This window comes from Janthinobacterium sp. JF4 (genome assembly GCF_059617925.1).
The window spans coordinates 67026-90352 of sequence record NZ_JCAQAV010000009.1; the positions used below are offsets into that span (position 1 = coordinate 67026).

13 protein-coding genes and 1 pseudogene are annotated in these 23327 nt (G+C 64.3%); 6 read left to right on the forward strand and 8 right to left on the reverse strand.

Going from position 1 to position 23327, the window contains the following annotated elements:
* Positions 1-427 precede the first annotated feature (427 nt).
* Positions 428-7204, reverse strand: a pseudogene (locus AC54AF_RS10450) (hypothetical protein); the annotation flags it as partial.
* Between the two features lie 464 nt (positions 7205-7668).
* On the opposite strand from AC54AF_RS10450, the gene AC54AF_RS10455 reads away from it, so the two are divergent.
* A complete protein-coding gene (locus AC54AF_RS10455) occupies positions 7669-8403 on the forward strand; it encodes a YceI family protein (RefSeq protein ID WP_496636491.1) in 735 nt (244 codons plus the stop codon).
* On the opposite strand, the gene AC54AF_RS10460 is transcribed toward AC54AF_RS10455, so the two are convergent.
* Positions 8366-8995 carry a LysE family translocator gene (locus tag AC54AF_RS10460; protein ID WP_496636492.1) on the reverse strand — a complete coding sequence of 210 codons (630 nt, stop codon included), beginning with the start codon at positions 8993-8995 and terminating at the stop codon, positions 8366-8368. The two genes, AC54AF_RS10455 and AC54AF_RS10460, sit on opposite strands and share 38 nt — an antisense overlap.
* A 234-nt stretch (positions 8996-9229) precedes the next feature.
* Here AC54AF_RS10460 and AC54AF_RS10465 point away from each other — a divergent pair, with 234 nt between their 5' ends.
* Positions 9230-12043 (forward strand): hybrid sensor histidine kinase/response regulator, encoded by a 2814-nt coding sequence (locus tag AC54AF_RS10465; RefSeq protein ID WP_496636493.1) that lies wholly within the window; start codon positions 9230-9232, stop codon positions 12041-12043.
* Between the two features lie 64 nt (positions 12044-12107).
* Here the strand turns inward: AC54AF_RS10465 and AC54AF_RS10470 are convergent, their stop codons facing one another.
* On the reverse strand, positions 12108-15263 hold the full coding sequence (locus AC54AF_RS10470) for an NAD(P)-binding protein (protein ID WP_496636494.1): 3156 nt from the start codon (positions 15261-15263) through the stop codon (positions 12108-12110).
* 205 nt (positions 15264-15468) lie between these two features.
* Here AC54AF_RS10470 and AC54AF_RS10475 point away from each other — a divergent pair, with 205 nt between their 5' ends.
* On the forward strand, positions 15469-16011 hold the full coding sequence (locus tag AC54AF_RS10475; protein WP_496636495.1) for a phosphohydrolase: 543 nt from the start codon (positions 15469-15471) through the stop codon (positions 16009-16011).
* A 358-nt stretch (positions 16012-16369) separates the two neighbouring features.
* Positions 16370-16969, forward strand: coding sequence for a hypothetical protein (locus AC54AF_RS10480; RefSeq protein WP_496636496.1), 600 nt, complete (start codon positions 16370-16372; stop codon positions 16967-16969).
* A gap of 417 nt (positions 16970-17386) precedes the next feature.
* Here AC54AF_RS10480 and AC54AF_RS10485 read toward each other — a convergent pair whose 3' ends face one another.
* Entirely contained in the window at positions 17387-17608 is a 222-nt protein-coding gene (locus AC54AF_RS10485) for a hypothetical protein (RefSeq protein ID WP_496636497.1), read from the reverse strand.
* A 219-nt stretch (positions 17609-17827) separates the two neighbouring features.
* Here AC54AF_RS10485 and AC54AF_RS10490 point away from each other — a divergent pair, with 219 nt between their 5' ends.
* Together AC54AF_RS10490 and AC54AF_RS10495 are read left to right on the forward strand one after the other, a co-directional pair.
* Entirely contained in the window at positions 17828-18415 is a 588-nt protein-coding gene (locus AC54AF_RS10490; RefSeq protein ID WP_496636498.1) for a chromate transporter, read from the forward strand.
* Positions 18412-18996 (forward strand): chromate transporter, encoded by a 585-nt coding sequence (locus AC54AF_RS10495; RefSeq protein ID WP_496636499.1) that lies wholly within the window; start codon positions 18412-18414, stop codon positions 18994-18996. Before AC54AF_RS10490 ends, AC54AF_RS10495 begins: the two co-directional genes overlap by 4 nt.
* Positions 18997-18998: 2 nt before the next feature.
* Here AC54AF_RS10495 and urtE read toward each other — a convergent pair whose 3' ends face one another.
* From urtE to urtB, 4 genes are read right to left on the reverse strand one after another with little or no spacing between them, the layout of a single operon-like run.
* On the reverse strand, positions 18999-19697 hold the full coding sequence (gene urtE, locus AC54AF_RS10500; protein WP_131686298.1) for an urea ABC transporter ATP-binding subunit UrtE: 699 nt from the start codon (positions 19695-19697) through the stop codon (positions 18999-19001).
* 18 nt (positions 19698-19715) lie between these two features.
* Positions 19716-20546: an urea ABC transporter ATP-binding protein UrtD gene (gene urtD / locus AC54AF_RS10505; protein ID WP_496636500.1), complete on the reverse strand. Its 831-nt coding sequence runs from the start codon at positions 20544-20546 to the stop codon at positions 19716-19718.
* A complete protein-coding gene (gene urtC, locus AC54AF_RS10510; RefSeq protein WP_496636501.1) occupies positions 20543-21664 on the reverse strand; it encodes an urea ABC transporter permease subunit UrtC in 1122 nt (373 codons plus the stop codon). The genes urtD and urtC overlap by 4 nt, the downstream gene beginning before the upstream one ends.
* Positions 21661-23259, reverse strand: a complete 1599-nt coding sequence (gene urtB / locus AC54AF_RS10515) for an urea ABC transporter permease subunit UrtB (RefSeq protein WP_496636502.1) — start codon at positions 23257-23259, stop codon at positions 21661-21663. The genes urtC and urtB overlap by 4 nt, the downstream gene beginning before the upstream one ends.
* Positions 23260-23327 lie beyond the last annotated feature (68 nt).

The following is a 23327-nucleotide window of genomic DNA, read 5'->3' on the forward strand; positions in this document are numbered from 1 at the left end:
TCGAACTGGTGCCCACCACGCTGCTGATGCGCGAGCTGTTGCTGGCAGGCTGGGTGTAGAACAGGTTGAAGCTGGCGCTCTGCCCGCTGATCAGGGTGGCCGGCAAGCCGCTCAGCACATACAGGCCCGTGCCGCTGTTGTAGACGCCGCTGATGCCGGGCGCACCGCTGACGGGGCTGACAGAAACGCCGCTCAGGCCCGCTTCCAGCTGCAGGCTGTAAGTCATCGTTTCCGCCACGCCAGGGCCCACGTTGGCAAACGTCACCACGCCACGGATGGCGTCGCCCGCATTGCTGCTGGCGGGGAAGCCGTTCAGGGTGGTCGTCACGTCGACCAGCAGTTTCGATACCACCGTGGTGGTCTGGCAATCGCCGGGGACGGCGCAGACGGGATTGTCCGGGCCGCCCGGCAGCAGCGCGTTGACGAGGCTGCCCGACACGGTCGCCGTCGCGCTCAGTTTCACACTGGCGCTGGCGCCGGCGGCCAGGCCGGCCGGCACGCTGCAAGTCACGACATTGCCTGCCGGCGCAGCACAGGTGACGGGCGCCGTCGGCGTGACCAGCACATTTGCCAGGCCCGCCGGCAAGGTATCGCTCAAGGTGGCGATGGCCGTGCTGGGGCCCGTGCCGGTATTGCGCAAGGTCAAGGTCCACACGAGGGTATCGCCCACGTTGGCCGCCGTCTTGTCGACGCTCTTGCTGGCGCTCAGCAAGGGCGAACTGACGGTGCTGGTGGTGTTGCAGTCGCCCGCCTGCAGGCAGGAAGGATTGTCCGTGCCGCTGGCGCTGACGCCATTGACGAGGCTGCCGGCCACGGCGGCGCGCGCCGTCACTTGCAGCGTGGCATTGCCGCCGGCGGCCAGGCCGGCCGGCACGCTGCACGTGAGGACATTGCCGGCCAGCGGCGCGCAAGTGACGGGCGCGGCGGGCGTGACGACGATATTTGCCAGGCCGGCCGGCAAGGTGTCGGTGATGGTGGCGACAGCCGTGCTGGCCCCCGTGCCGCTGTTGGCCAGCGTGACCGTCCACGTCAGGCTGTCGCCGATATTCAGCGCCAGCCTGTCGACGCTCTTGCTCAGCGCCAGGCTGGGGCTGGTAATGGTGGTCTGCGTCTGGCAGCTGCTGGCCTGGAAGCAGGCTGGATTGTCCGGGCCGCTCGGCATGACCTGGTTGGCCAGGGTGCCGCCCGCGCTGGCCTTGCCAGTCAGCACGATCTGGCGTTGGCCATTGCCTGCCGCCAGCTGGCCGATGGCCACGCTGCAACTCTGGCTGCTGTTGGCCACCCAGCTGGCCAGCGGCGGACAGGTGACGCCGCTGTCGGGCGCGACATTGGTGACGACGATGTTCGCTGGCAGCAAGTCCGTCAGGATCACGGCGCCCTGGTTGGCCAGGCTGCCCGTGTTGCTGGCCGTAATCGTCCAGATGATTTCCTCGCCCACGTTCGCCACGGCCTTGTTGGCCGTCTTGCTGACGCGAATGATGGAACCGGGCATGGTGACGGTCGCCACGTTGGGCTGGTCATTCGGCACTTCGGCCGACGTCGTGGCAATGCGGCTGACCACGGTCGACAGGTTGCTGGCCGGCTGGACGTAGCTGAGCTGGAAGCTGAAGCCCTGCCCCTGTGCCAGGGTGGCCGGCATGCCGCTGAAGGTCACCAGGCCGGAGCCCGCGTTATAGCTGCCCGCCACGCCGTTGACGCTCACGCCGGCCAGGCCTGGCGCCAGTTGCAGGCTGTAGGTGACGCCTTCGGCCGGGCCCGGGCCGATATTGCTGAAATTGACCGTGCCGGCGATCGCGTCGCCCGCATTCGTGCTGCCAGGAAAACCGTTCAGGGTGGTGGTCACGTCGACCAGCAGTTTCACGGCCGTGCTGGTGGTGCTGCAATCGCCGGGCTGCGGGCAGACGGGATTGTCGGGGCCGCTTGGCACGACGGTATTGACGTAGGCGCCGGCCGCATTGGCCACGCCCTTGACGACGATATTCAGCGCGCTGCCCGCTGCCATGCCGGCGGGAATCGAGCACACCAGCTGATTGCCGCCAGGCACCGCACACGTGGCGGGCGACGCGGGCAGCACTTGCCACAGGGTCAGGCTGGCCGGCAAGGTGTCGGTCAGGGTGATGACGCCCGTGGTCGCGCCCGTGCCCGTATTGGCCACGGCGATCGTCCACGTCAGCGCATCGCCGACATTGATATTGCTCTTGTCGACGCTTTTATGCACGGCCACTTGCGGGCTGAGGATGGTGGTGCTGGTCTGGCAGGAAGCGGCCTGGGCGCAGGCGGGATTGTCGGGCCCGCTCGGCAGCACTTTGTTGCCCAGGCTGCCGCCGGCCGTACCCCTGGCGGTAATGACGATGCTGCGGCTGCCATTCACGGCGGCCAGCTGGCCTGCCGCGACGGTACACGCTTGCGCGCTGTTGGCCAGCCAGCTGGCCAGCGGCGGACAGCTCACGCCGGCACCCGGCGCGACGGACAGCACCACCACGTTGGCGGGCAGGATATCGGTCAGCGTCACCGCGCCCAGGTTGGCCAGGCTGCCCGTATTCGTCGCCGTGATGCTCCAGGTGACCGTCTCGCCCACGTTGGCCGTCGCCTTGTCGGCCAGTTTCGTCACGCGGATGATGGGACCGGGCACGGTGGCCACGGCCGTGTTCGGCAAGTGGTTCGGCACTTCCACCGAGGTGGTGGCGATGGAGGACGTCACCATCGACAGGTTGTCGGCCGGCTGCGTGTAGCTGACGTTGAAACTGGTGCTCTGGCCATTCGCCAGGCCCACGGGCAAGCCGCTGAGGGTGACGACGCCCGTGGCGGGATTGTAGCTGCCCGCGGCGCCCGTCAGCACGACGTTGCCCAGGCCCGGCGTCAGCTGCAGGGTGTACGTCACGCCTTCGGCCGGGCCCGGTCCCACGTTGGCGTAGGTGACGGTGCCGGAAATCGTGTCGCCCGCCAGCGTATTCGGCGGGAAATTGTTCAGGGTGGTGGTGACATCGACCAGCAGCTTGACCACCGTGGTGGTGGTACCGCAATCGCCGGGCAGCACGCAGGCGGGATTGTCCGGCCCGGATGGCAGCACGCTGTTGACGGCAAACCCGGCCAGGGTGGCCGTGGCGCTGACGATGACCTTCGCCGAGGCACCGGGGGCCAGGCCGGCCGGCACGCTGCACGTCAGGTTCTGGCCCGCCACGGGCGCGCAGGTAACGGGCGCCTGCGGGCTGACGACGATGTTCGCCAGGCCGGCCGGCAAGGTGTCGGCCAGCGTGACGATGCCCGTGCTGGCACCCGTGCCGCTATTGTTCACCGTCAAGGTCCACGTGAGCGTGTCGCCTACGTTGACGCTGACCTTGTCGACTGTTTTCTTCACCGCCACGTTCGGGCTGGTGACGCTGGTGGTGGTCAGGCAATCGGCCGGCATGGCGCACGCGGGCGTGTCGACGCCGCTCGGCACGAGGCTGTTGGCCACCGTGCCGGGCGCATTCGCCACGGCCTTGATGAGCACCGTTGCCTGCATGCCGCTGGCCAGTCCTGGCGGCACGGTGCACGTCAGCGTGGTGCCGACTGGCACGCCGCAACTGGCGGGCGCCGCGGGCAATATCTGCAGCGCGCCCACATTGGCGGGCAAGCTGTCCGTCAGGGTGATCGGACCGTTCGTCGGGCCGCTGCCGCTGTTGATGGCTTTCAGGGTCCACGTGATGGTGTCGCCGAGATTGACGGTGGTCCTGTCGACGCCTTTCGTCACGGCCACGCTGGGGCTGGTCACCGTGCTGGTGGTGGCGCAGGCGGCGGGCGTGGCGCAGGCCGGATTGTCGGCGCCGGATGGCACGACGCTGTTGTTATACGTGCCCGCTGCGCCAGGCTGGGCCGTAACGGTGAAACCGGCCACGCCGCCGTTCGCGGCCAGGCCGGCCGGCACCGTGCAGGTGAGGATATTACCCACTGGCACGGCGCAGTTGGCGCTGCCGACCAGCGCCACGTTCAGGCCCACCAGGTTGGCCGGCAAGGTATCGGTCAGGGTGATGGGCGCGGTGGTGACGCCATCGCCGCTGTTCGTCGCCGTGATGCTCCAGGTCAGGGTGGCGCCGATGTTGATGCTGGCATGGTCGACGGTCTTCGTCACAGCCACTTTCGGACTGGTGATGGTGCTCGTCGTCTGGCATACGCTGGCCGAGCTGCAAGCCGGGTTGTCAGGACCGCTGGGCATGATGCGGTTCGACAGGCTGCCAGCGGCTGTGGCGTGTGCGGTGATGATGACCGTGCGGCTGCCGTTCAGGGCGGCCAGCTGGCCGGCAGCGACCGTACACGTCTGCGTGCTCGACGCCACCCAGCTGGCCAGCGGCGGGCACGTCACGCCCGGTGCGGCCACCACGCTGGTCACCACCAGGTTCGGCGGCAACAAATCGGCGAGGCTGACGACGCCCTGGTTGGCGACATTGCCCGTATTGCTGGCCGTGATCGTCCATACGATATTCTCACCCAGGTTGGCCGTGGCCTTGTCGGCCGTCTTGGTGACGCGCACGTTCGGTCCCGGCACCGTCACCGTGGCCGTGTTCGGATAATCGTTCGCCACCTCGGTGGAAGTGGTGGCGATGATGCTGGTCAACGAGGAAATATTACTGCCCGGCTGGGTGTACGACAGGTTGAAACTGACGCTCTGTCCTGGCGTCAGGGTCGCGGGCAAGCCCGTGAACGTGATGAGGCCGGTGCCCGCGTTATACGTGCCGCTCACGCCAGTGACCGACACGCCGGCCAGACCTGTAGCCAGTTGCAGGCTGTACGTCACGCCTTCGGCCGCGCCCGGTCCCAGGTTGGCATAGGTCACGACGCCAGCGATGACATCGCCCGCGTTCGAGGTGCCGGGGAAACCGTTCAGTGTCGTGGTCACGTCGACCAGCGGCTTGCTGACCACGGTGGTGGTCTGGCAGGCGACAGGCGTGACGCAGCCGGCGCCGTTGCCTCCCGACGGCAGGACGCTGTTGATGAAATTGCCTGCCGCCGTGGGGCTGGCGCTGATGCTGACCTGGGCGCTGGCGCCCGGCGCCAGGCCGGCAGGTACCGTGCAGGTCAGCGTATTGCCGGCCAGGGGCGCGCAGGTAGCGGGCGCCGTGGGCGTGACGACGATGCTGGCCAGGTTCGCCGGCAGGGTGTCGGCGAGGGTCAGGATGGCCGTGGTGGCGCCCGTGCCGGCATTGTTCGCCATCAAGGTCCATTGCACTGTGTCGCCGATGAAGGCGCTGCTCTTGTCGACGCTTTTTTGCACGCGCACGAGCGGGCTGACGATGCCCAGCGTGTCGCTGTCGACGTTATTCGCGGGAATGGGATCGAGCGTGCTGGCGCCGGCCGTCGTGGTGATCGTCAGGCTGCCGCTGGCGGGCAGATTAAAAGTGGAACTGCAATTGATGCGCGAGCCGGGAATGAAGGGCGTCACGGGTGCGCTGCAGCTGGCCGTGGCGCCGGCTGGCAAGCCGCTCATCACGCAGGTGGGCGCGGCCGCATTGTCGGGGCCGTTATTCGTGCACACGCCCGTCACCGTCACGGGGGCGCCGGCATTGTAGGGACCGGCCGGCACCGTCGTGACGGCTTGCATGTCCGCCTGCAGGCGGCGGTTGCTGATGGTACAGCTGACGGGCGCCTCGGGCATGGTGAAATTGCCCGCGTTGGCCGCGCCGCTGGAAATGACGGCGGCCGTATCCGTGCGCGCGCAGCTGTAGCTGCTCTGGTACTGCGCCAGGTTGGTGGCCGTGCCCGCAGTTTCCGCGAACGTCGCGAGGTTACCCACGCGCACCACGGCGCTCGCCGTGGCGCCGTTGCCGCCCTGCGCGCCAGCCGTGCCGTTGGCATTCATGATGAACAGGCCGCTGTCGCTGGCGGGCGTCAGCGCCTTAAGCACCGTCAAGGTATTCGTCCGGACCGTGGCCGTGGTGGTGCTGCTGTTGTTGCTGAGATCGCTATCCGTTTCATTGGGCGAGACGGTCACATTGGCCGTGTTCACGATGCTGGCCGCGTTGCCCGGCGTGGCCGTGATCGTCACGGTCAGGTAAGCACCCGTGGTGGGGTCGCTGACGGCCGCATTCACGGGCAAATTACCCATGACAATACCGACGCTGTTGCTGCCCGAGCCCGAGGTTTTCGTGCCGCAGGAAGCGCTGCCGCTGGCGGCGCAAGTCCAGCTGATGTTGCTCAAGCTGGCTGGCAGCACATCGCTGAAGGTAGCGCCCGTGCTGAGGGCCGGGCCACGGTTCCACACTTTCACCGTGTAGCTCAAGGGCTTGCCGACAGAGAACTGCGCCGGGCCCACCTTGCCGACGGCAAGGTCGGTCTTGCTATTGGTGCAATTGGCATAGGAACTGGCCAGGCTGGGGTCGCGCAATTGCGCTGCGGGAATAATTTCCGTCACATTGTCAGGACGCGTCCAGCGCATGCGTAAATAATTGATGCCGCCCACGTTATTCCACAGGACGCGGGCCAGATAGCAGCCGCCCGGCGTGGCGCTATTGAAATTGCCGGCCAAATTCTGGAAATCCGTTTCATTATTCGAATATTCGGCCACGCTGCCCACGGCCACGTTGTACACGGTATTGCGATAATTGGTCGAATACTGGGTCGAGAAATCGACTTTCACGTCATCATCATGCGCAACGCTGAATTTGTAATTTCCCGCCTGCGGAAACACGACCAGCGTGTACATCACGCGGCCCATGATCCAGGCCTGGCAGGCTGTCGACGTTTGCTGCGTATCGAGGTTGCATAACTGCGCGGGATTGGCGGGGGTGCCGTTGCTCCAGTTCATCAGCGCCGAGGTGCCCGTGCGCGCCGCGTTGGCGGCAGGATTAGCGGCCAGCGCCGCCAAACTGGCGAGCCGGCCGGTGCTGCCCGCGTTGAAACCATTGTTGTAATTGGGCGCGGGCGGATTGGCCGGCACCCGCTCGACGCCCCGGTAATCTTCCCACAGCACTTGCGCACTGGCGGGCGCAGCGGCGCCCAGCAGCAGGGTAGCGAGCGCCAGCGGCACAACATGACTCTTGGAAAGGTGCGGCAAGCGGGTGCGGCGGGCTAGCGCGGCCAGCATTCCCATGTAGCGCCCGGAGGACGAAAAAGCTGCATGGCGGCCAGAACGGCCTGCCGTTTCCTGTCGTGTTTTGATCATGTTATTCGCTAAGAAATGTACTGCTGCAAGGTGCAGACCAATATAAAAATGACATTTATTTGTCATGATTATATGAACAAGTAACAGTTCAAGCGTACGACAACAGTGGTTTTTTTGTTTTCAATATGGAAATTAAATAATATCGTTGATATTTCGCAACACATTTATCAAATTAATCGGGTATCAAGGCGACATTCTATTTTCTGCAGCATACTGATCAGCTCGGCATAGTCATTAAATTATCATTTATATAATTATGCGAAACTATCAAATGTGTAGTTTGTTTTTCAAAAGAAACTATTAATGCAAATTTTCATTAATTATTTCAATACACATTTTCTTTTCATGGCCGGCAGCCGTACGATTCAGTTCTGCGCCCCCGCCCATACACTCTCAAGCGCCCACGGTTATTACCATTCGCGCTTCCTTCGCGCGTAGCGGCTATCGCGCCGACGCCCGCATCGCTTACTATCTCCCCATTGCGCCATGCGCCACCACCGTTGCCATCCCTTTGCCAGGAGTCCTCATTGATGCCACATGCCCACCGCCGCGCGCTGCAGGCCTGCGCCTGCGCCTTGCTCGCGGCCTGCACCCCGTTCGCCCCGCCGCCCGCCGCCTCGCTGCCAGCCACGCCAGTAGCGGCGCCAGCCATGCAGGCGCCCGCGTGGCAGCGGCCAGGCGGGCAACTGCTGCACATCGCGCCCGAAGCATCCCTGCTGACCATCACCGTGCGCCGCGGCGGCGCGCTGGCGCGGCTGGGACATGACCACGTGATCGCCAGCCGCACCTTGCATGGCGTGGTGGCGCCTGCACTGGGGCGCGCGCAATTCCAGTTCCGATTGGATGAGATGAGTGTGGATGAAGCAAGCCTTCGGCAGGCGGCCGGCTTGACGACGACGCCATCGGCCGACGCCATCGCCGGCACGCGCCACAACATGCTGGTGCGCGTGCTGGACGCAGAGCGTTATCCGTGGGTGAGCATCGACGCCCGCCGCGCGGGCAAGCAGGACATGTTCGAGGCCGACATCACCCTGCATGGCGTGACGCGCACGCTGCAGCTGCCGGTGCGCATCGAACAAGCGGCCGATGGACGCCGCCTGCAGGCCAGCGGCAGCCTGCTGCTGAAACAGAGCGACTTCGGCATCGTGCCCTTTGCCGTGCTGGGCGGCGCCATGGCCGTGCAGGACCAGATGGAGCTGGCCTTCCGCATTACCGTCCGGCGAGACCTCAGCGGGCCAGGATCAGGCGCAAGCCCAGGCCGATGAAGATGGTGCCGGCCACGCGGTCCAGCCACAGGCCGGCGCGCGGGCGGCGGTTGAGCCACAAGCCGACGGCGCCGGAGAAATAGCCGAGCAGGCCGAACAGCACGCACGCCTGCGCCGTAAACACCAGGCCCAGCTGCGCCGTCTGCCAGCTGGCATTGCCCTGGCCCGCGACGATGAACTGCGGCAGGAACGAGAGAAAAAACAGCACGACTTTCGGATTGATACTGTTGGCAAACAAACCCTTGCCGAACAGGCGCAGCAGCGATTCGTCGGGCAGGGCCGCCGCGCCATCCACTCTGGCGCCGCCACGGCTGCGCAAGGCGCCGATGCCCAGCCACACCAGGTACAGGCCGCCAGCCACTTTCAGCATGGTAAACGCCATGGGCGAGGCGGCCAGCAGGGCCGACACGCCGATGGTCGCCAGCACGGTGTGCGTGAGGCAGCCAAGAGCGCAGCCCAGGCCGAACGCCATGCCCTGGCGGCGCCCGCGCGACATGCCCACGCCCAGCACCATCAGGTTGTCGGGGCCGGGACTGGCGGTGATCAAAACGGCGGCGGCCAGGAAGGCCAGGAACTGGTCGGGACTGAGCATGAACATCTCGCGGGCAAAGGCGCCATGATACCGGAGCGCGCGCCATGCCGGCAGGGCAGGAAATTGCCCGTGTGCCACCGAGAGTCGATTAAAATGAGTACTCCACAGCAAACGGCGCCGCCGCCAGTTCCCGCGCGACCATCACCAAGCCCATCGATGCCAGCCCATCCGCCCCCTTCCCGCCACCGCGCTTCCAGCTCCCGCGTCCGCGCCTGGCTATGCGGCTGGCCGCATGTGTTCGGCCTGCTGTTTAGCCTGCTGGGCTTGGCGGGCGCGGCGCAGGCGGCGCCCTTGCCTTTGAACCAGCAAGGCATCGGACACCTGGGCAACGGCGGGCAACTATTTCTCGCCGACAATGAAGCCGCGCCTGCCGATGCGGCCGCCCTGCCCGCCTGGCTGGCGCGCCAGCGTCTGGCCGGCCGGGTCGACCTGTTCGGTGGCGCCTACTGGCTGCATGCGCAGGTGCGCAACGACAGCGCTGAAACCGCCTGGGTCATTGACCCGAACGACACCCTGATCGACCTGGTGGACGTGCACGTGTATGGCCCCGGGCCGCACGCGGCGCCGCAGACCTTGCTGACGGGCTACCAGCGCCCGCACGAGTATTTGTTGCACTACGGCGGGAACGTGCAGCTGGCGCCGGGCGCCACGTATGACATCCTGATCCGCTTTTCCAGCCCGTACTACGCGCGTGCGCCCATGTTCGGCGTGAAGACGCAGCGGGACTACCGCAAGCTGGTGGGCAAGGAAAACTTCCTGATGGTGGCGTCGATCGGCGCCCTGCTGGCGCTGGGCCTGTTCAATTTCTTCATCTTTTCCATCACCCTGGAAAAGGCCTCGGCCTATTACGCGCTGTACGTGCTGACCTATGGCCTGGCCTGGGCCATGACCTTCCACGTCTTTGCCGACCTGTTCGACTGGCACCAGTTGCAGCTCCATTACGTGCCGTTTTTCCTGCTGCCCGTCTTCAGCACCCTGTTCTACATGCATTTCCTGCGCCTGCGTGACTACTCGCCCCGTCTGCAGCGCATCAGCCAGGTCAACCTGGTGCTGCCCTTGCTGCTGCTACCCAGCTGCTTCTTCGCCCTGTCGTATGCACACACCCTGGCCACCATCGTCATCAGCATCTGGATGCTGCTGGCGCTCATCTGCGGCATCGTCGTCTGGTGCCGCGGCTACCAGCCGGCGCGCTTCTTCGTGCTGGCCTTCGTCGCCCTGATGCTGCCCGGCTTTCTGATCCTGCCGGCCAACCTGGGCCTGATGCCGGCCATGGTGGCCAACGCCCAGCTGGTGACACTGCTGGGCGGCACGCTCGACGGCTTGCTGCTGGCGTTTGCCCTGGCCGACCAGATCCGCCTGCTGCGCAACAACCTGGAACAGCGCGTGCAGGAACGCACCCTGGCGCTCACCCTCAGCAACGACGCCCTGCTGAAGGCCAAGGAACACGCGGAAGTGGTCAGCCGCCACCGCATCGATTTTCTGTCCGCCATGAGCCACGACATCCGCACGCCGCTGGCCGGCGTGATCGGCATGCTGAAATTCGCCCTGCGCGACCAGTCCGTCAAAGGCCGCACGCAGGAATACCTGCGCATCGGCCTGCACAATGGCGTCTCGCTCCTGACCATCCTCAATGACATCCTCGATTTCTCGAAGATCGACGCAGGCAAGCTGACCCTGGAAACCGTGGACTTCGACCTGCTGGCGCTGATCGGCGACGCGGCCGGCATCGTGCAGGGCCAGGCCGACGCCAAGAGCCTGCTGCTGCGCCGCGAAATGGCGCTGGACCTGCCGCGCTACGTGCGCGCCGATCCCACGCGCCTGCGGCAAATCCTCATCAACCTGCTGGGGAATGCGCTGAAATTCACGGCCAATGGCGAAGTGCTGCTGGAAGTGCGGCGCGCCCGCACGCCGCCGCGCCACGATGGCCGCAGCGCCATCGAATTCATCATCAGCGATACGGGTCCCGGCATCGACGCAGACACCTTGCCGCGCCTGTTCCAGAAATTCGAGCAAGCCGACCACTCCACCACGCGCCGCTACGGCGGCACGGGCCTGGGCCTGGCCATCTGCAAGGAACTGGTCGAGCTGATGGGTGGCACGATCGGCGTGGAAAGCCGGGTCGGCATCGGTTCGCGCTTCCATTTCACCTTGCCGCTGCAAGACGGCAGCGCGCCGGCGGCCGATGCGCGCCGGCCCGCACGCCACGCGCGCCACGCCTGCCGCCTGCGCATCCTGTGCGCCGAAGACGTGCGCACCAACCAGATCATCATCGGCACCCTGCTCGAAAGCATGGGACATGCCGTGACCATCGTGGAAAACGGCGAGCAGGCGCTGCGCGCGCTGGGCACGGCCGCCTACGATTGCGTGCTGATGGATGGCCGCATGCCGCTGATGGATGGCGAACAGGCCGCGCGCCTGATCCGCGACGGCGGCAACGCGCAATTCCCCATTCCCGACGCGCACATCCCCATCCTCGCGCTGACGGCCAACGCCAGCGAACATGACCGGCAACGCTACCTGGCTTGCGGCATGGACGACTTCCTCAGCAAGCCCGTCGACGAAGAGCTGCTGTTCGAGAAAATCGACGCCATCATCGACTTGCTGCTGGCGCGCGGCCACGCGCTGCCGCCTGCCGCGCCCACCGAAGACGATACCCTGGCGCGCCAGTTCGGCCTGGATGACGCCGCCGACGCGCCGCCCGCGCCGGCCGATCCCATGACAGTGCCCGTGCACATTTTGCCGCTGGCCGGCCTGTCGCCGCAGCACTTGCAGCGCATCGCGCAAGCGTTCCTGACGGAAGCGCCGCGGCGCCTGGACCTGGCCTGCCACGCCGTGCGCGACGGCAACGCCAGCGCGGCAGCCGCCGCCTTCCACGCCTTGAAGGGCAGCGCCGGCTACCTGAGCCGCCCCACCCTGCACGGCCTGTGCCACCAGATGGAAACCCTGGCCTCGAACGGCCAGCTGGACAATGTGGAGCAGTTCCTGCCGCAGCTGCAGGCGGCGCTGGATGCGGCGCGGCGGGACCTGGAAACTCAGCCCGCCGGCTGAACCAGCCAGCCATCTGCCTGCAGCCAGGCGGGCCAACGGGCGAACAGGACGCGGTGAACCGCCATCAGACCTGAAAATCCGTCTCGCCCTGGATCACGGCCGGATAACCGGTCATGGCGCGCGCGGTCTGCATGCCGGCCATCACGGCCGCCTCCACGCAGCCCGCGTTGAGGCCCGTCCTGATCCAGTCGCCCGTGAGGAACAGGTTGCTGAACCCTGACTGGTCGGTGGCCAGCCGGTACTGCGTGCTGCCCACCACCGACATCACGTAGCGCTCGGACGGGTCGACGTTGGCGCGCCAGTACTGGCTGTCGAAGCGCGCCGGTCCCGCACTCTCCTTCGCATCGACCAGCCATTGCCACGGAAACGCGCCCGGTGCGCCCGCTTCCGGCCACAGCGCGCCGATCTCGCGCTCCAGCTGGTGCAGCGCGCCCTGCTTCGCCCTGGCCGCGCAGCGGGCGGGAAAGTCCGTGTCGGTGACGGGCGGATAGCTGTCGACGGGGAAGGCGCTGCAAAAATACGAGACGTTTTTCGGTTCCTGCCCCGCCGGCCAGTCTTCATGCGCCAACAACTGATCCATCGGCGCCCACGTGTCGTACGGTTCCGTGAAGGCCGACAGCACCGGTTGCTGGCCTTTCGGCTGCGTGGTCCAGCCCATCTGCGCCAGGTTCTTGTTGAGCCACACCTGGTACGCCTGCGTGGCCACGGTTTGCACCTTCTCGGACGCCAGCCGCAGGGCCGGACTTTGCGCCAGCAGTTGCGGGCACAGGGCGGGCAGCGAGCCGATGGAAATACCGAACACCACCTTGTCGAAATCGACGCCCTTCTTCAGTACCGTGGCGGGCAGCGCGCGGCCGAACGCCTGCTGGTACTGCTGCGGCCAGCCGCTCCAGTACGATTCCAGGTTGACTTCCTGCGCTTGCAGCAGCGCCGCCTGGGCCGGTTCGATCTGCGCGTAGTCGGGCGCGCTGGGCCAGCAAGCCAGTCCCTTGACGTCCACCAGCGGCGCATAGCCGGCGGCAGGGTCCTTCAATTGCACCTGCTGCGTGATGCGGATGCTGTCGATGTCGCCCGCGCCCGGCACCAGCTCTTCCACGCGCTGGAAGAATTTGAATTCCACGCCCCTTTTTTTCAGCACTTCGTACAGCGGCGTGAAAATCGTGTCGCCCATGCCGGCCTGCATCTTGAACATGATGCCGCCCTTGTAGGCCAGACCGATGCGTGCCATCGCCCGCAAGAGCGTCCCCGCCTCGATGTTCGGTTTCGAAAAATCGCCGCCCTCGTAGGCGAATACCAGATCATAGAAGCCGCGCACGGGCGCCGAATTGACGCTGAACTGCTCGTCGCCGCCATGTTTTTTCAGCCAGGCGCGGAAGTCGATGTCGTTGATGACGTCGAAGCCGTTCTTGAACACGCCATCTTCGAACATGCCCTTCATGACCGTGATGCCCAGGTCCAGGCAGGTGAACAGGCGGCGCAATTCATCGTCGCCGTCGATCAGGGCGCGGTAGCGCAAGCGCAGCCACGCGCGGATGCCGTTCAGGGTGCTGGCCAGCAGTTGGTGGCGCGCCTGGTCGTGGCGCGCGGAGTCCGGCGCCAGGTCGGCCACCAGCGCCGCCAGCGCGCCCACGGACAGGCCCACGTCGAGGCCCAGCTCATCGGCCTGCCCCACCACTTCATCGGCCAGGCGGCGCAGCCAGCCCGGCCACACGCCCTCGCCTTCGTCCTCACCTTGTGGCGCGCTGGCGCGGACGATGCGCGCGTCAGCATCGGCCACTTGCCGGATCTGGCGGATCCACTGCTCGATCCAGCCCACCATGGCGATGGCCATCTGCCACAGGGTGATGTCTTCGCCACCCTCGCCCGGCTCGCCCGGCAGGGTGGGAAAGACGATGGACCAGTTGCGCCATTGTCCCTTGACGTCTTCCGACAAGGCCACGTAATCGTGCTGCTTGAAGGCGTCACGCCAGGTGGCTAGCGGCGCGCCGGGTGGACGCTCCAGGCTGGCGTAGGCTTCCTTGATCATCCTGAAGGCATTCGCGTAGAAACCGAACCAGATATGCAGGCCGTGTTCCTCAATGCGCTGGCCCGCCTGCGCATTGCGTCCGCTGGCGCCCTTGCCGCCGAGGCGCCAGCCCAGCTGGTAGACGGTGATGGCATGCCGGTTTTGCCAGCCCGGCTGGTTCGTCAGATAATACGCCGTGGTCATGGCCGCCACGCCGCCGCCCAGGATGGCGATCTTTTCCGGCGCGATGCGGGAATTGTCGACCAGCTCCTCCCCCGGCATGGCCGTAAAGTCAAAGTTCACATTGAACGGCAGGATCGCCGCCTGCGGCCCCAGCTGCAAGCCCAGGGTCTGCTCCAGCGGGAAGCTGTCGAAGGCGTGCAAGGTGCATTCGTATTCATAGCCGAGCAGGCGCGCGCTGTGCAGCCGGTTGATCTCGGCCGGCGCAGCCACCAGGGCCTGGTACACGGCCTTCACGCCCGCGCTGTCGGGGAATTGCTTGAGGAAGATCTGGTCGATGCGGGGGTTGCGCAGCAGGGACAGGATGTCGGCCCAGCCGGATTGGTCCATGTCGAAGAAATCCGGGATGGAGAGGAAAATCTTGAACGCCTGCTCGATGAGTTCCAGGAAACTGTTGACGGGTTTGTGCTGCCCCGTCTGCACGGTGGCGTTCACTTCCAGCAACGGGTGCAGGGCCAGTTTCGTTTCTGGCGAAAAATGCTGGAAGCCTTTGGCGGCCACGGAGCAGCGCAGCGGCTCGCTGCCGGCGGCGGGGATCTCGTAGTCGCACAGGTATTTCGGATAGCCGAACAGCTCGCGCCCGTTGATCAGGGCCATCGCGTCGTCGACGAAGATATGGCATGGGTACCAATAGATATGCGCAAGCTTGCCCTGTGCATCCATCTCGCCGACCATGATCCAGGTGACGATGTCGACTTCCGTGATCCAGCCCTTGGCCTGGTCGACGGGGTTGGCGGAATCCGCATGGTTGACGCGGGTAAATGTCAGCATCACATACGGCGACAGGGCTTTCAGGGTCATCTTGCTGCCCGCCACCTGGTTCAGGGTGGTATTCACTGTCGCTTGCAGTTTCGCCAGGTCGCCCCGGACGAAATAGCCGTACATTTCCGACTGTTTCAATTGCAGCGGCGCGTGCATCAGCACCGAACCGCCCTGATAGATATACGAAGGTCTTGCCGAAGGTGTCGCCGTCATTGCCCTGTCCCCTTTAAATTTCATTCAAACAAGATTTCTACAGTGTATTTGAGAAATATCAATAAATGATATGAAATAAATTAAAGGATTTGCCAAGATGCATAGGCTCGGCAGCATGGAGGGGGTGGCGCGCAGGAGGCAGGTAGGCGCGCGCCATCGGGTGTAGGATGGATCATCCGTGCAAAGCAGGCGAACTGATCCAGAAATGATTACTACCGACTACGTATCGACCTATTCCGGCAACCGTTTTTATCCCTTGCGCCCGCATATCGACAAGGTCGCCATCGAAGACATCGCCCACGGCCTCGCTTACCAGTGCCGCTTCAATGGACAGACGCAAGTGTTTTACTCGGTCGCCCAGCACAGCCTGATCGTCGCCGAACTGGTGCCACCCCATTTGCGCCTGGCCGCCCTGCTGCACGACGCAGCCGAGGCCTACCTGGGCGACATGGTGAAACCCTTGAAAGTGCTGCTGCCGGAATTTGCCGTGCTGGAAGACAAGGTCAGCGCCCTCATCGCCGCCACGTATGGCCTGGACTATTCCGATTACGCGCCCATCAAGCGGGCCGACCTGATCGCGCTGGCCACGGAAAAGCGCGACCTGATGCCGCACTCGGCCGAACGCTGGGCTTACCTTGACGGCATCGCCCCCTTGCCCGGTATAATCGAGGCCATGGGCCCGGCCGAAGCCAAGCAGCGCTTCCTGCATGCCTTTGCCCAGTTGGGCGGGCTTGGGCTGTCGGCATGAACGCCGCTACCGCACGAACGGATGCTAAGCCCCGGTTTTTGCACGGCTTTTCCAGATATCCACAGCAACTGTGGATAAAGTTGTTGATAAGCCCCTCTTGACAAGCCGCAACGCCAGTACTGATGCGGGTTTCAATAATTTGCTGATTTCACAGGCAATTTTTTACCCCAATGAAATCAATGACTTGCAATCATGCATTTGCGCTTGAGCAAACTTACTCCACCTCCATGAAAATATATTTTTGCTGTGCATAAGCCGATGGGGCACCAGGCCGTCTTGCTTGAACAGCATTGTTTTGACAAACCACGCAGACTGGCATAGTGTGGAGTAGCGAGTACGATCAACGGTGGATAAACGCATGAATATGGATAGCGATAGCACCGCCAAGGGGGCGGATGAACCCGACTGGCTGGTCGACGAACCGCTGGGACGGGAAGAGGTGGCGGCAGAGCCTGCCACCGCAGCGCCTTGGCGCGTGCTGATCGTCGATGACGATGTCGACGTGCACGTGGTAACCAAGTTCGCCCTCAGCCAGGCCAGCTTCCAGGGACGCAGGCTGAGCTTTTTGCACGCGTATTCGGGCGCCGAGGCGCTGGCCTTGTTGCGCAGCACTCCCGATATCGCCGTGGTGCTGCTCGATGTCATCATGGAAACCCAGGATGCCGGCCTGCAAGTGGCGCGCCAGGTACGCGAAGACCTGCACAATAGTGCCGTGCGCATCATCCTGCGCACGGGCCAGCCCGGCCAGGCGCTGGAACACCGCATCATCATCGACTACGACATCAACGATTTCTGGTGCAAGACGGACCTCACCACGCGCAAGTTGTTTACCACCGTGATCGCCTCGCTGCGCACCTATGCGACCTTGCGCGAGGCGCAGCAACAGGTCACCGAACTGGCTGCCGCCCTGGCCCAGTGCGGCGACACGCCAGCGGCGCCGGCCGGCGGCACACCCTGACCTCCGGCTGCTACTTTCAGTCATAAAAACAAGAGCACTGGATAGGCATACAGGCTTGTGGAATCCCCCATTTTGGCCCATCTTGCCCGCCGATTGCCTGTGGCTGGCGGCTCCCATTTCCTAAGTGGCGGATTGTTAAGCGCTTTTTCAGATATCCACACGGACTGTGGATATCTTTGTGGATAAGGGCCTATTGACAGGCCTCAAAGCCACAGCCCGTGCGGCTTTCAATAAACTGCTCAATCAAACAGCAAAAATAAAATCCATTAAAATCAAGTACTTATAAAATCACACATAATCACAAGAAAATTATTTCGTCAATTTCGTTACCCCATCATTTGTGCATAACTGAGCCGTAATGATCAATCCGACAACACCGGATCGCGGCCGCCGGCAACACAGTTGCCGTGGGAATACTCAATGCATAATCTGGCGGCGCTGCTCCGGATGCAGCAGCACGCGCTCAATCAGTTCAGGGGCGACATTGTATGACTTCAGGTATTCCAGCGCGCACAAGGTGCTGAAGGCGGCCTGCACGGCGATGCCAAGATTGACGATATCGCACATCTTCTGATCGACCCGGGCATGCAGCACCACGGTGTTGACGGGCATATGCAGCGTTTCTGTGGAATGAGGCATGATGAACAACTCCTGCGAAGGGGGACGGAGGGAGAGACGGCGTAGCGGTGCGAACCGCGACAGCGCGGACAGGGACAGCGGTCATGTTGCCGCTAAAAGTATTGCCGATAAACTCACGATGTCAATGGCAGGGAAACATGAGCCACGGTTTTTTTCTTGCAGGCACAAGCGCAGCCGAAAGCGATGGACAAGCGCGAGCGGCCACGGCGATAATCAGCCATGTCTTCCCCTTCCGCCCTTCCACCCGACCGTCCCCGCCCGCAGCCCGCCTCGCTTGCCGACCTGTTTTTCTCGTTCACCTGGCTGGCCCTGCAGGGATTCGGCGGCGTGTTGGCCGTGATCCAGCGCGAGATGGTCGAGCGCAAGCGCTGGCTGACGCAGGAGGAATTCCTGGAAGACTGGGCCGTGGCGCAAATCATGCCCGGGCCGAATGTCGTCAACCTGTCGCTGATGGTGGGCGGACGCTATTTCGGCTTGCGAGGCGCGCTGACGGCGCTGGCCGGCATGCTGGCCGTGCCCCTCGTCATCGTGCTCGTGCTGGGCTTGCTGTACACGCGCTTTGGCGATAACCCGCAGATGGCGGGCGCCCTGCGCGGCATGGCGGCCGTGTCGGCCGGCATGATCGCCGCCACGGGCGTGAAACTGGCGACCGCGCTGGCCAGGCATCCGCTGCCCTTGTGGCTGACCTTGCCCATCACCGTGCTGGGCGTGCTGATGGTGGCGGTCTTGCGCTGGCCCCTGCTGTACATCCTGCTGGGCCTGGGCGGCATCGGCTGCCTGCTCACGTACCGAAAGCTGTCCGCATGAATCCGCCCTTGCAACTGGTGTTGAGCGCGGGCGACTGGCTGAACCTGTTCGGCCACTACCTGATGCTGTCGCTGATGTCGATTGGCGGCGCCATTTCCACCACCTCCGAAATGCACCGTTTCCTCGTCGAGCAGCATGGCTGGCTGACGCAGGCGCAATTCAATGAGTCGATTGCCATCGCGCAAGCCGCGCCCGGCCCGAACGTGCTGTTCGTCGCCCTGATGGGCTGGAACGTGGGCATGAATGCGGGCAGCTACACGGCCGCCTGGCTAGGCGTGCTGGTGACCATGGTGGGCATCATGCTGCCCAGCACCACCCTCACCTACGTGGCGGCCCAGTGGGGCTACCGCAACCGCGACCTGCGCCCCGTGCGTGCCTTCAAGCAGGGCATGGCGCCCATCGTCGTCGCCCTCCTGATTTCCACGGGCATGATACTGGGCGGCGCCAACCATGACCTCCGCACGGACTGGGCCCTGTGGAGCCTGTCCATCGTGGCTGGCCTCATCATCTGGCGCACGAAAATCCATTTGTTGTGGCTGCTGGCGGCCGGCGCCGTGCTGGGATGGCTGCAACTGGTGTAATGCTACACGGCCAAATGGCGCTTCACCTCCTCGCCATCCATCTGCGCCGCCGGTCCGCTGGCCACCACCTGCCCCCGCGACAGCACGATGAAGTCGTCGGCCAGTGCGCGGGCAAAATCAAAATACTGTTCGCACAGCACGATGGCCATGTCGCCGCGCTGCTTCAGCAAGGAAATGACCCTGCCGATATCCTTGATGACGGAGGGCTGGATGCCTTCGGTCGGTTCGTCGAAGATGATCAGCTGCGGCTCGGCCAGCAGGGCGCGCGCGATGGCCAGCTGCTGCTGTTGCCCACCGGACAAATCGCCGCCGCGCCGCTGCAGCATCTCTTTTAACACCGGAAACAGCTCATACACGTGGGGATCGATGCGCGACGCTTGCCTGCCCCGTTTGACCGCCATGCCCATCAGCAAGTTTTCCTCGACCGTCAGGCGCGCAAAGATGTCGCGGCCCTGCGGCACATAGGCGATGCCCAGCTGTGCCCGCGCATGCGGCGCCAGCCGGGTGATGTCGCGGCCCTGGAACACCACCTTGCCCTGCGCCACGGGCAGCACGCCCATCAGGCATTTCAGCAGGGTCGTCTTGCCCACGCCATTCCTGCCCAGCAAGGCCAGACACTCGCCCTTGCGCGCCGACAAGTTGATGCCGCGCAAGGTGTGCGAGGAGCCATAGTATTGATTCAATTGTTCGACTTCCAGCATGGTCTGTGATCTCCCCTATTACCTTCCCAGATAGACTTCGATGACGCGCTCGTCCGCCTGCACCTCTTCCATGCGGCCCTGCGCCAGCACGGACCCTTCATGCAGCACGGTGACGATGCCTTGCTGGGCAATGTCCGTGACGAAACCCATGTCATGCTCGACCACCATGATCGAATGCTTGCCGCGCAATTCATTGAGCAACTCCGCCGTGCGCGCCGTTTCCGCATCCGACATCCCGGCCACCGGTTCGTCCAGCAAAATCAGCTGCGGCTCCTGCATCAGCAGCATGCCGATTTCCAGCCACTGCTTTTGCCCGTGCGACAGCAAGCCGGCCGGCCGCGCCTCGTGGCCGTTGAGGCGGATCAAACGCAAGATCGCTTCGATCCTGCCTGCCTGCTCCGAGCTCAAACGGGCAAACAGGGTGGGCGCCACGCGCTTGTCCATCTTCATGGCCAGCTCCAGGTTGTCGAACACCGTGTGCTGCTCGAACACGGTGGGGCGCTGGAACTTGCGGCCGATGCCCGCATGGGCAATTTGCGCTTCCGTCATCGTCGCCAGATTCATGGTCTGGCCAAACCAGGCCGTGCCGGACGTGGGCCGCGTCTTGCCCGTGATCACATCCATCATCGTCGTCTTGCCTGCCCCGTTAGGGCCAATGATGCAGCGCAATTCGCCCACGGAAATATCGAGGCTCAGCTTGTTAATCGCCTTGAAGCCATCGAACGACACGCTGATATCTTCCAGATACAGAATAGCGCCATGCGTCGTATCGACGCCCTCGCCTTTCACGCGCGAATAGGTGGCGCCCGCTTCCGCGCTGGCCATGCCGGGCAACATGCGGATACTCATGCGGCCTCCTCTGCCACGGCGGCCACCTTTTTACGTTTGAGCTTGCTCAATACACCGAGCATGCCTTGCTGCATGAACAGGGTGACGCCGATGAACAGCAAGCCCAGCGCGAACAGCCACAGTTCCGGCAAGGCGGCCGTAAACCAGCTCTTCAAACCATTGACGGTGAAGGCGCCCAGGATGGGGCCGATCAGGGTGCCACGCCCGCCCACGGCCACCCATACGACCATCTCGATGGAGTTGGCCGGCGACATTTCGGACGGGTTGATGATGCCCACCTGCGGCACGTACAGGGCGCCGGCGATGCCGCACAGCACGGCCGACAAGGTCCACACGAACAGCTTGAACCACAGCGGGTTGTAGCCGAGGAACATCAGCCGCGCCTCGCTGTCGCGCACGCCCTGCAGCACGCGCCCCAGTTTCGAGCGGACAATGGCGCGCGCGCCGATCAAGGCCGCCAGCAGGAAAGCCAAAGTCAGCAGAAACAGCACGGCCCGCGTGGCGGGCGCCGTGATGCTATGGCCCAATATCGTCTTGAAATCCGTGAAACCGTTGTTGCCGCCAAAGCCGGTGTCATTGCGGAAGAACAAGAGCATGAAGGCATACGTCATCGCCTGCGTGATGATGGAAAAATACACGCCCTTGATGCGTGAGCGAAAGGCAAAGTAACCGAAGACAAAAGCCAGCACGCCTGGCACCAGCACGACGAGGGCCATGCAGTACCAGAAATGTTCCGTAAATGCCCAGTACCACGGGTAGGTTTTCCAGTCGAGAAAGACCATGAAGTCGGGCAAGCTGCTGTGGTACTGGCCCTGCTCGCCGATGGCGCGCATCAGATACATGCCGTGCGCATACGCGCCCAGGGCAAAGAACACGCCGTGGCCCAGGGACAGGATGCCCGTGTAGCCCCAGACGAGATCCAGCGCCAGCGCGGCCAGCGCGTAGCACATGAACTTGCCCACCAGCGCCACCGTGTAGGCGGACACGTGCAAGGCATGCCCTTCGGCAAACGCCAGGTTGAAAATCGGCAACAGCGCCGCCAGCACCGTGCATGCGGCAATCGCCAGCCAGACGGGCCGCGTGAACAGGCCCTGCTTGTTTTGACAGGAGATAGTCATTCGACGCTGCGTCCCTTCATGGCAAACAGGCCCTGCGGCCGGCGCTGGATAAAAATGATGATAAATACCAGAATGGCGATCTTCGCCAGCACGGCGCCCGCCACCGGTTCGAGAAATTTGTTCACTTCACCTAAGCCCAGCGCGGCGATCACGGTGCCGGCCAGCTGGCCCACGCCACCGAGCACCACCACCATGAAGGAGTCGACGATGTAGCTTTGGCCCAGGTCCGGCCCCACATTGCCCAGCTGCGACAGGGCCACGCCGCCCAGGCCCGCGATGCCGGACCCGAGGCCGAAGGTCAGCATGTCGACCTTGCCCGTGGCCACGCCCACGCAATCGGCCATGCGGCGGTTTTGCGTGACGGCGCGCACGAACAGGCCCAGGCGCGTCTTGTTCAAAATCAACCACACGGCCACGACGACGACGACGGCGAAGACGATGATGGCCAGCCGGTTGTACGGCAGCACGAGGCCGCCCAGCACGGTGACGCCGCCCGACATCCAGGCCGGATTGGCCACTTCCACGTTTTGCGCGCCAAAGATGGTGCGGACAAGCTGCATGAGGATCAGGCTGATGCCCCAGGTGGCCAGCAGGGTTTCCAGCGGACGGCCATACAGCCAGCGGATCACCGTGCGCTCGAGCGCCACGCCCACCAGCCCCGCGACGAGAAAGGCGGCAGGCAAGGCGGCCAGCAGGTAGGCATCCTGCAGTCCTGGCAGGTAGGCGCGGAAAAACAGCTGGCACAGATAGGTCGTGTAAGCGCCTATCATCAGCAATTCGCCATGCGCCATGTTGATGATGCCCATCAAGCCGAACGTGATGGCCAGCCCCAGCGCGGCCAGCAGCAGCACGCTGCCCAGCGAGATGCCGTAGAACACATTGCCGGCAAATTCCATGCGCGCCACTCTGCCCTTGATCTGGCGCATGGTGTCGATGGCGGCCAGTTGCACGGCTTCGTCCGGCTCACCGGCGCGGCCATCCGTACCCTTGTCCAGCATGGCTTGCAGCACGGGCAGCAAGCGCGCATCGCTGCTGCCCGCCAGCGCCTGCACGGCGGCCTTGCGCGTGGCCGCGTCCGGCGCATGCAGGTTGGCGCTGGCGATCAGCACCTGCAATAGTTGTTTAATGTCAGCATCGCTTTCCCGCGCCAGCGCGGTGCGGATCAGGGGCAGCTGCACCGGGTCGACGGCGCGCTGCAGCGCCTGCGCGGCGGCCAGGCGTGTGGCCCGCTCGGGCGCCAGCAGTTGCAGCCCCGACAAGGCGCCCGCCACAGCCGCGCGCAAGCGGTTGTTGACCATCACGCCATCGATGCCATCGGGCAGCGGCACGCTCTGACCGAGCGCCGGGTCATATGCCTGCTCGCCATCGACGATATACACCGTGCCATCGGGCGCGGCATACAAGGCGTCATCCTGCAAGGCTTGCAGCACGCGGGCGGCATCGGGCGTGGCCAGGGCGGCGATCTGGGCGACGGCAGCGATCCTGGTGTCGGGATCGTCGCCGGATAGCGGTTTCAGCAGGTCGGGAGGGATGGCAGCCTGCGCAGACAGCGGCAACAGGCAAAGTAATAGCAAAATACGACGTAGCAGACGCATGCGGAAAGACCTCTCATCGTTACTTCAGCCCAAGCGAAAATCTGGGGTCAGACGGGGACGCCAAGTTC

What these genes read in the sequence shown, in the direction of transcription:
- AC54AF_RS10495 (WP_496636499.1), top strand. Translation starts at nt 18,412, where the DNA reads ATGAATCCGCCCTTGCAACTGGTGTTGAGCGCGGGCGACTGGCTGAAC.
- AC54AF_RS10485 (WP_496636497.1), bottom strand. Translation starts at nt 17,608, where the DNA reads ATGCCTCATTCCACAGAAACGCTGCATATGCCCGTCAACACCGTGGTG.
- AC54AF_RS10480 (WP_496636496.1), top strand. Translation starts at nt 16,370, where the DNA reads ATGAATATGGATAGCGATAGCACCGCCAAGGGGGCGGATGAACCCGAC.
- AC54AF_RS10455 (WP_496636491.1), top strand. Translation starts at nt 7,669, where the DNA reads ATGCCACATGCCCACCGCCGCGCGCTGCAGGCCTGCGCCTGCGCCTTG.
- urtE (WP_131686298.1), bottom strand. Translation starts at nt 19,697, where the DNA reads ATGCTGGAAGTCGAACAATTGAATCAATACTATGGCTCCTCGCACACC.
- AC54AF_RS10460 (WP_496636492.1), bottom strand. Translation starts at nt 8,995, where the DNA reads ATGCTCAGTCCCGACCAGTTCCTGGCCTTCCTGGCCGCCGCCGTTTTG.
- urtC (WP_496636501.1), bottom strand. Translation starts at nt 21,664, where the DNA reads ATGACTATCTCCTGTCAAAACAAGCAGGGCCTGTTCACGCGGCCCGTC.
- AC54AF_RS10475 (WP_496636495.1), top strand. Translation starts at nt 15,469, where the DNA reads ATGATTACTACCGACTACGTATCGACCTATTCCGGCAACCGTTTTTAT.
- AC54AF_RS10490 (WP_496636498.1), top strand. Translation starts at nt 17,828, where the DNA reads ATGTCTTCCCCTTCCGCCCTTCCACCCGACCGTCCCCGCCCGCAGCCC.
- urtB (WP_496636502.1), bottom strand. Translation starts at nt 23,259, where the DNA reads ATGCGTCTGCTACGTCGTATTTTGCTATTACTTTGCCTGTTGCCGCTG.
- urtD (WP_496636500.1), bottom strand. Translation starts at nt 20,546, where the DNA reads ATGAGTATCCGCATGTTGCCCGGCATGGCCAGCGCGGAAGCGGGCGCC.
- AC54AF_RS10470 (WP_496636494.1), bottom strand. Translation starts at nt 15,263, where the DNA reads ATGACGGCGACACCTTCGGCAAGACCTTCGTATATCTATCAGGGCGGT.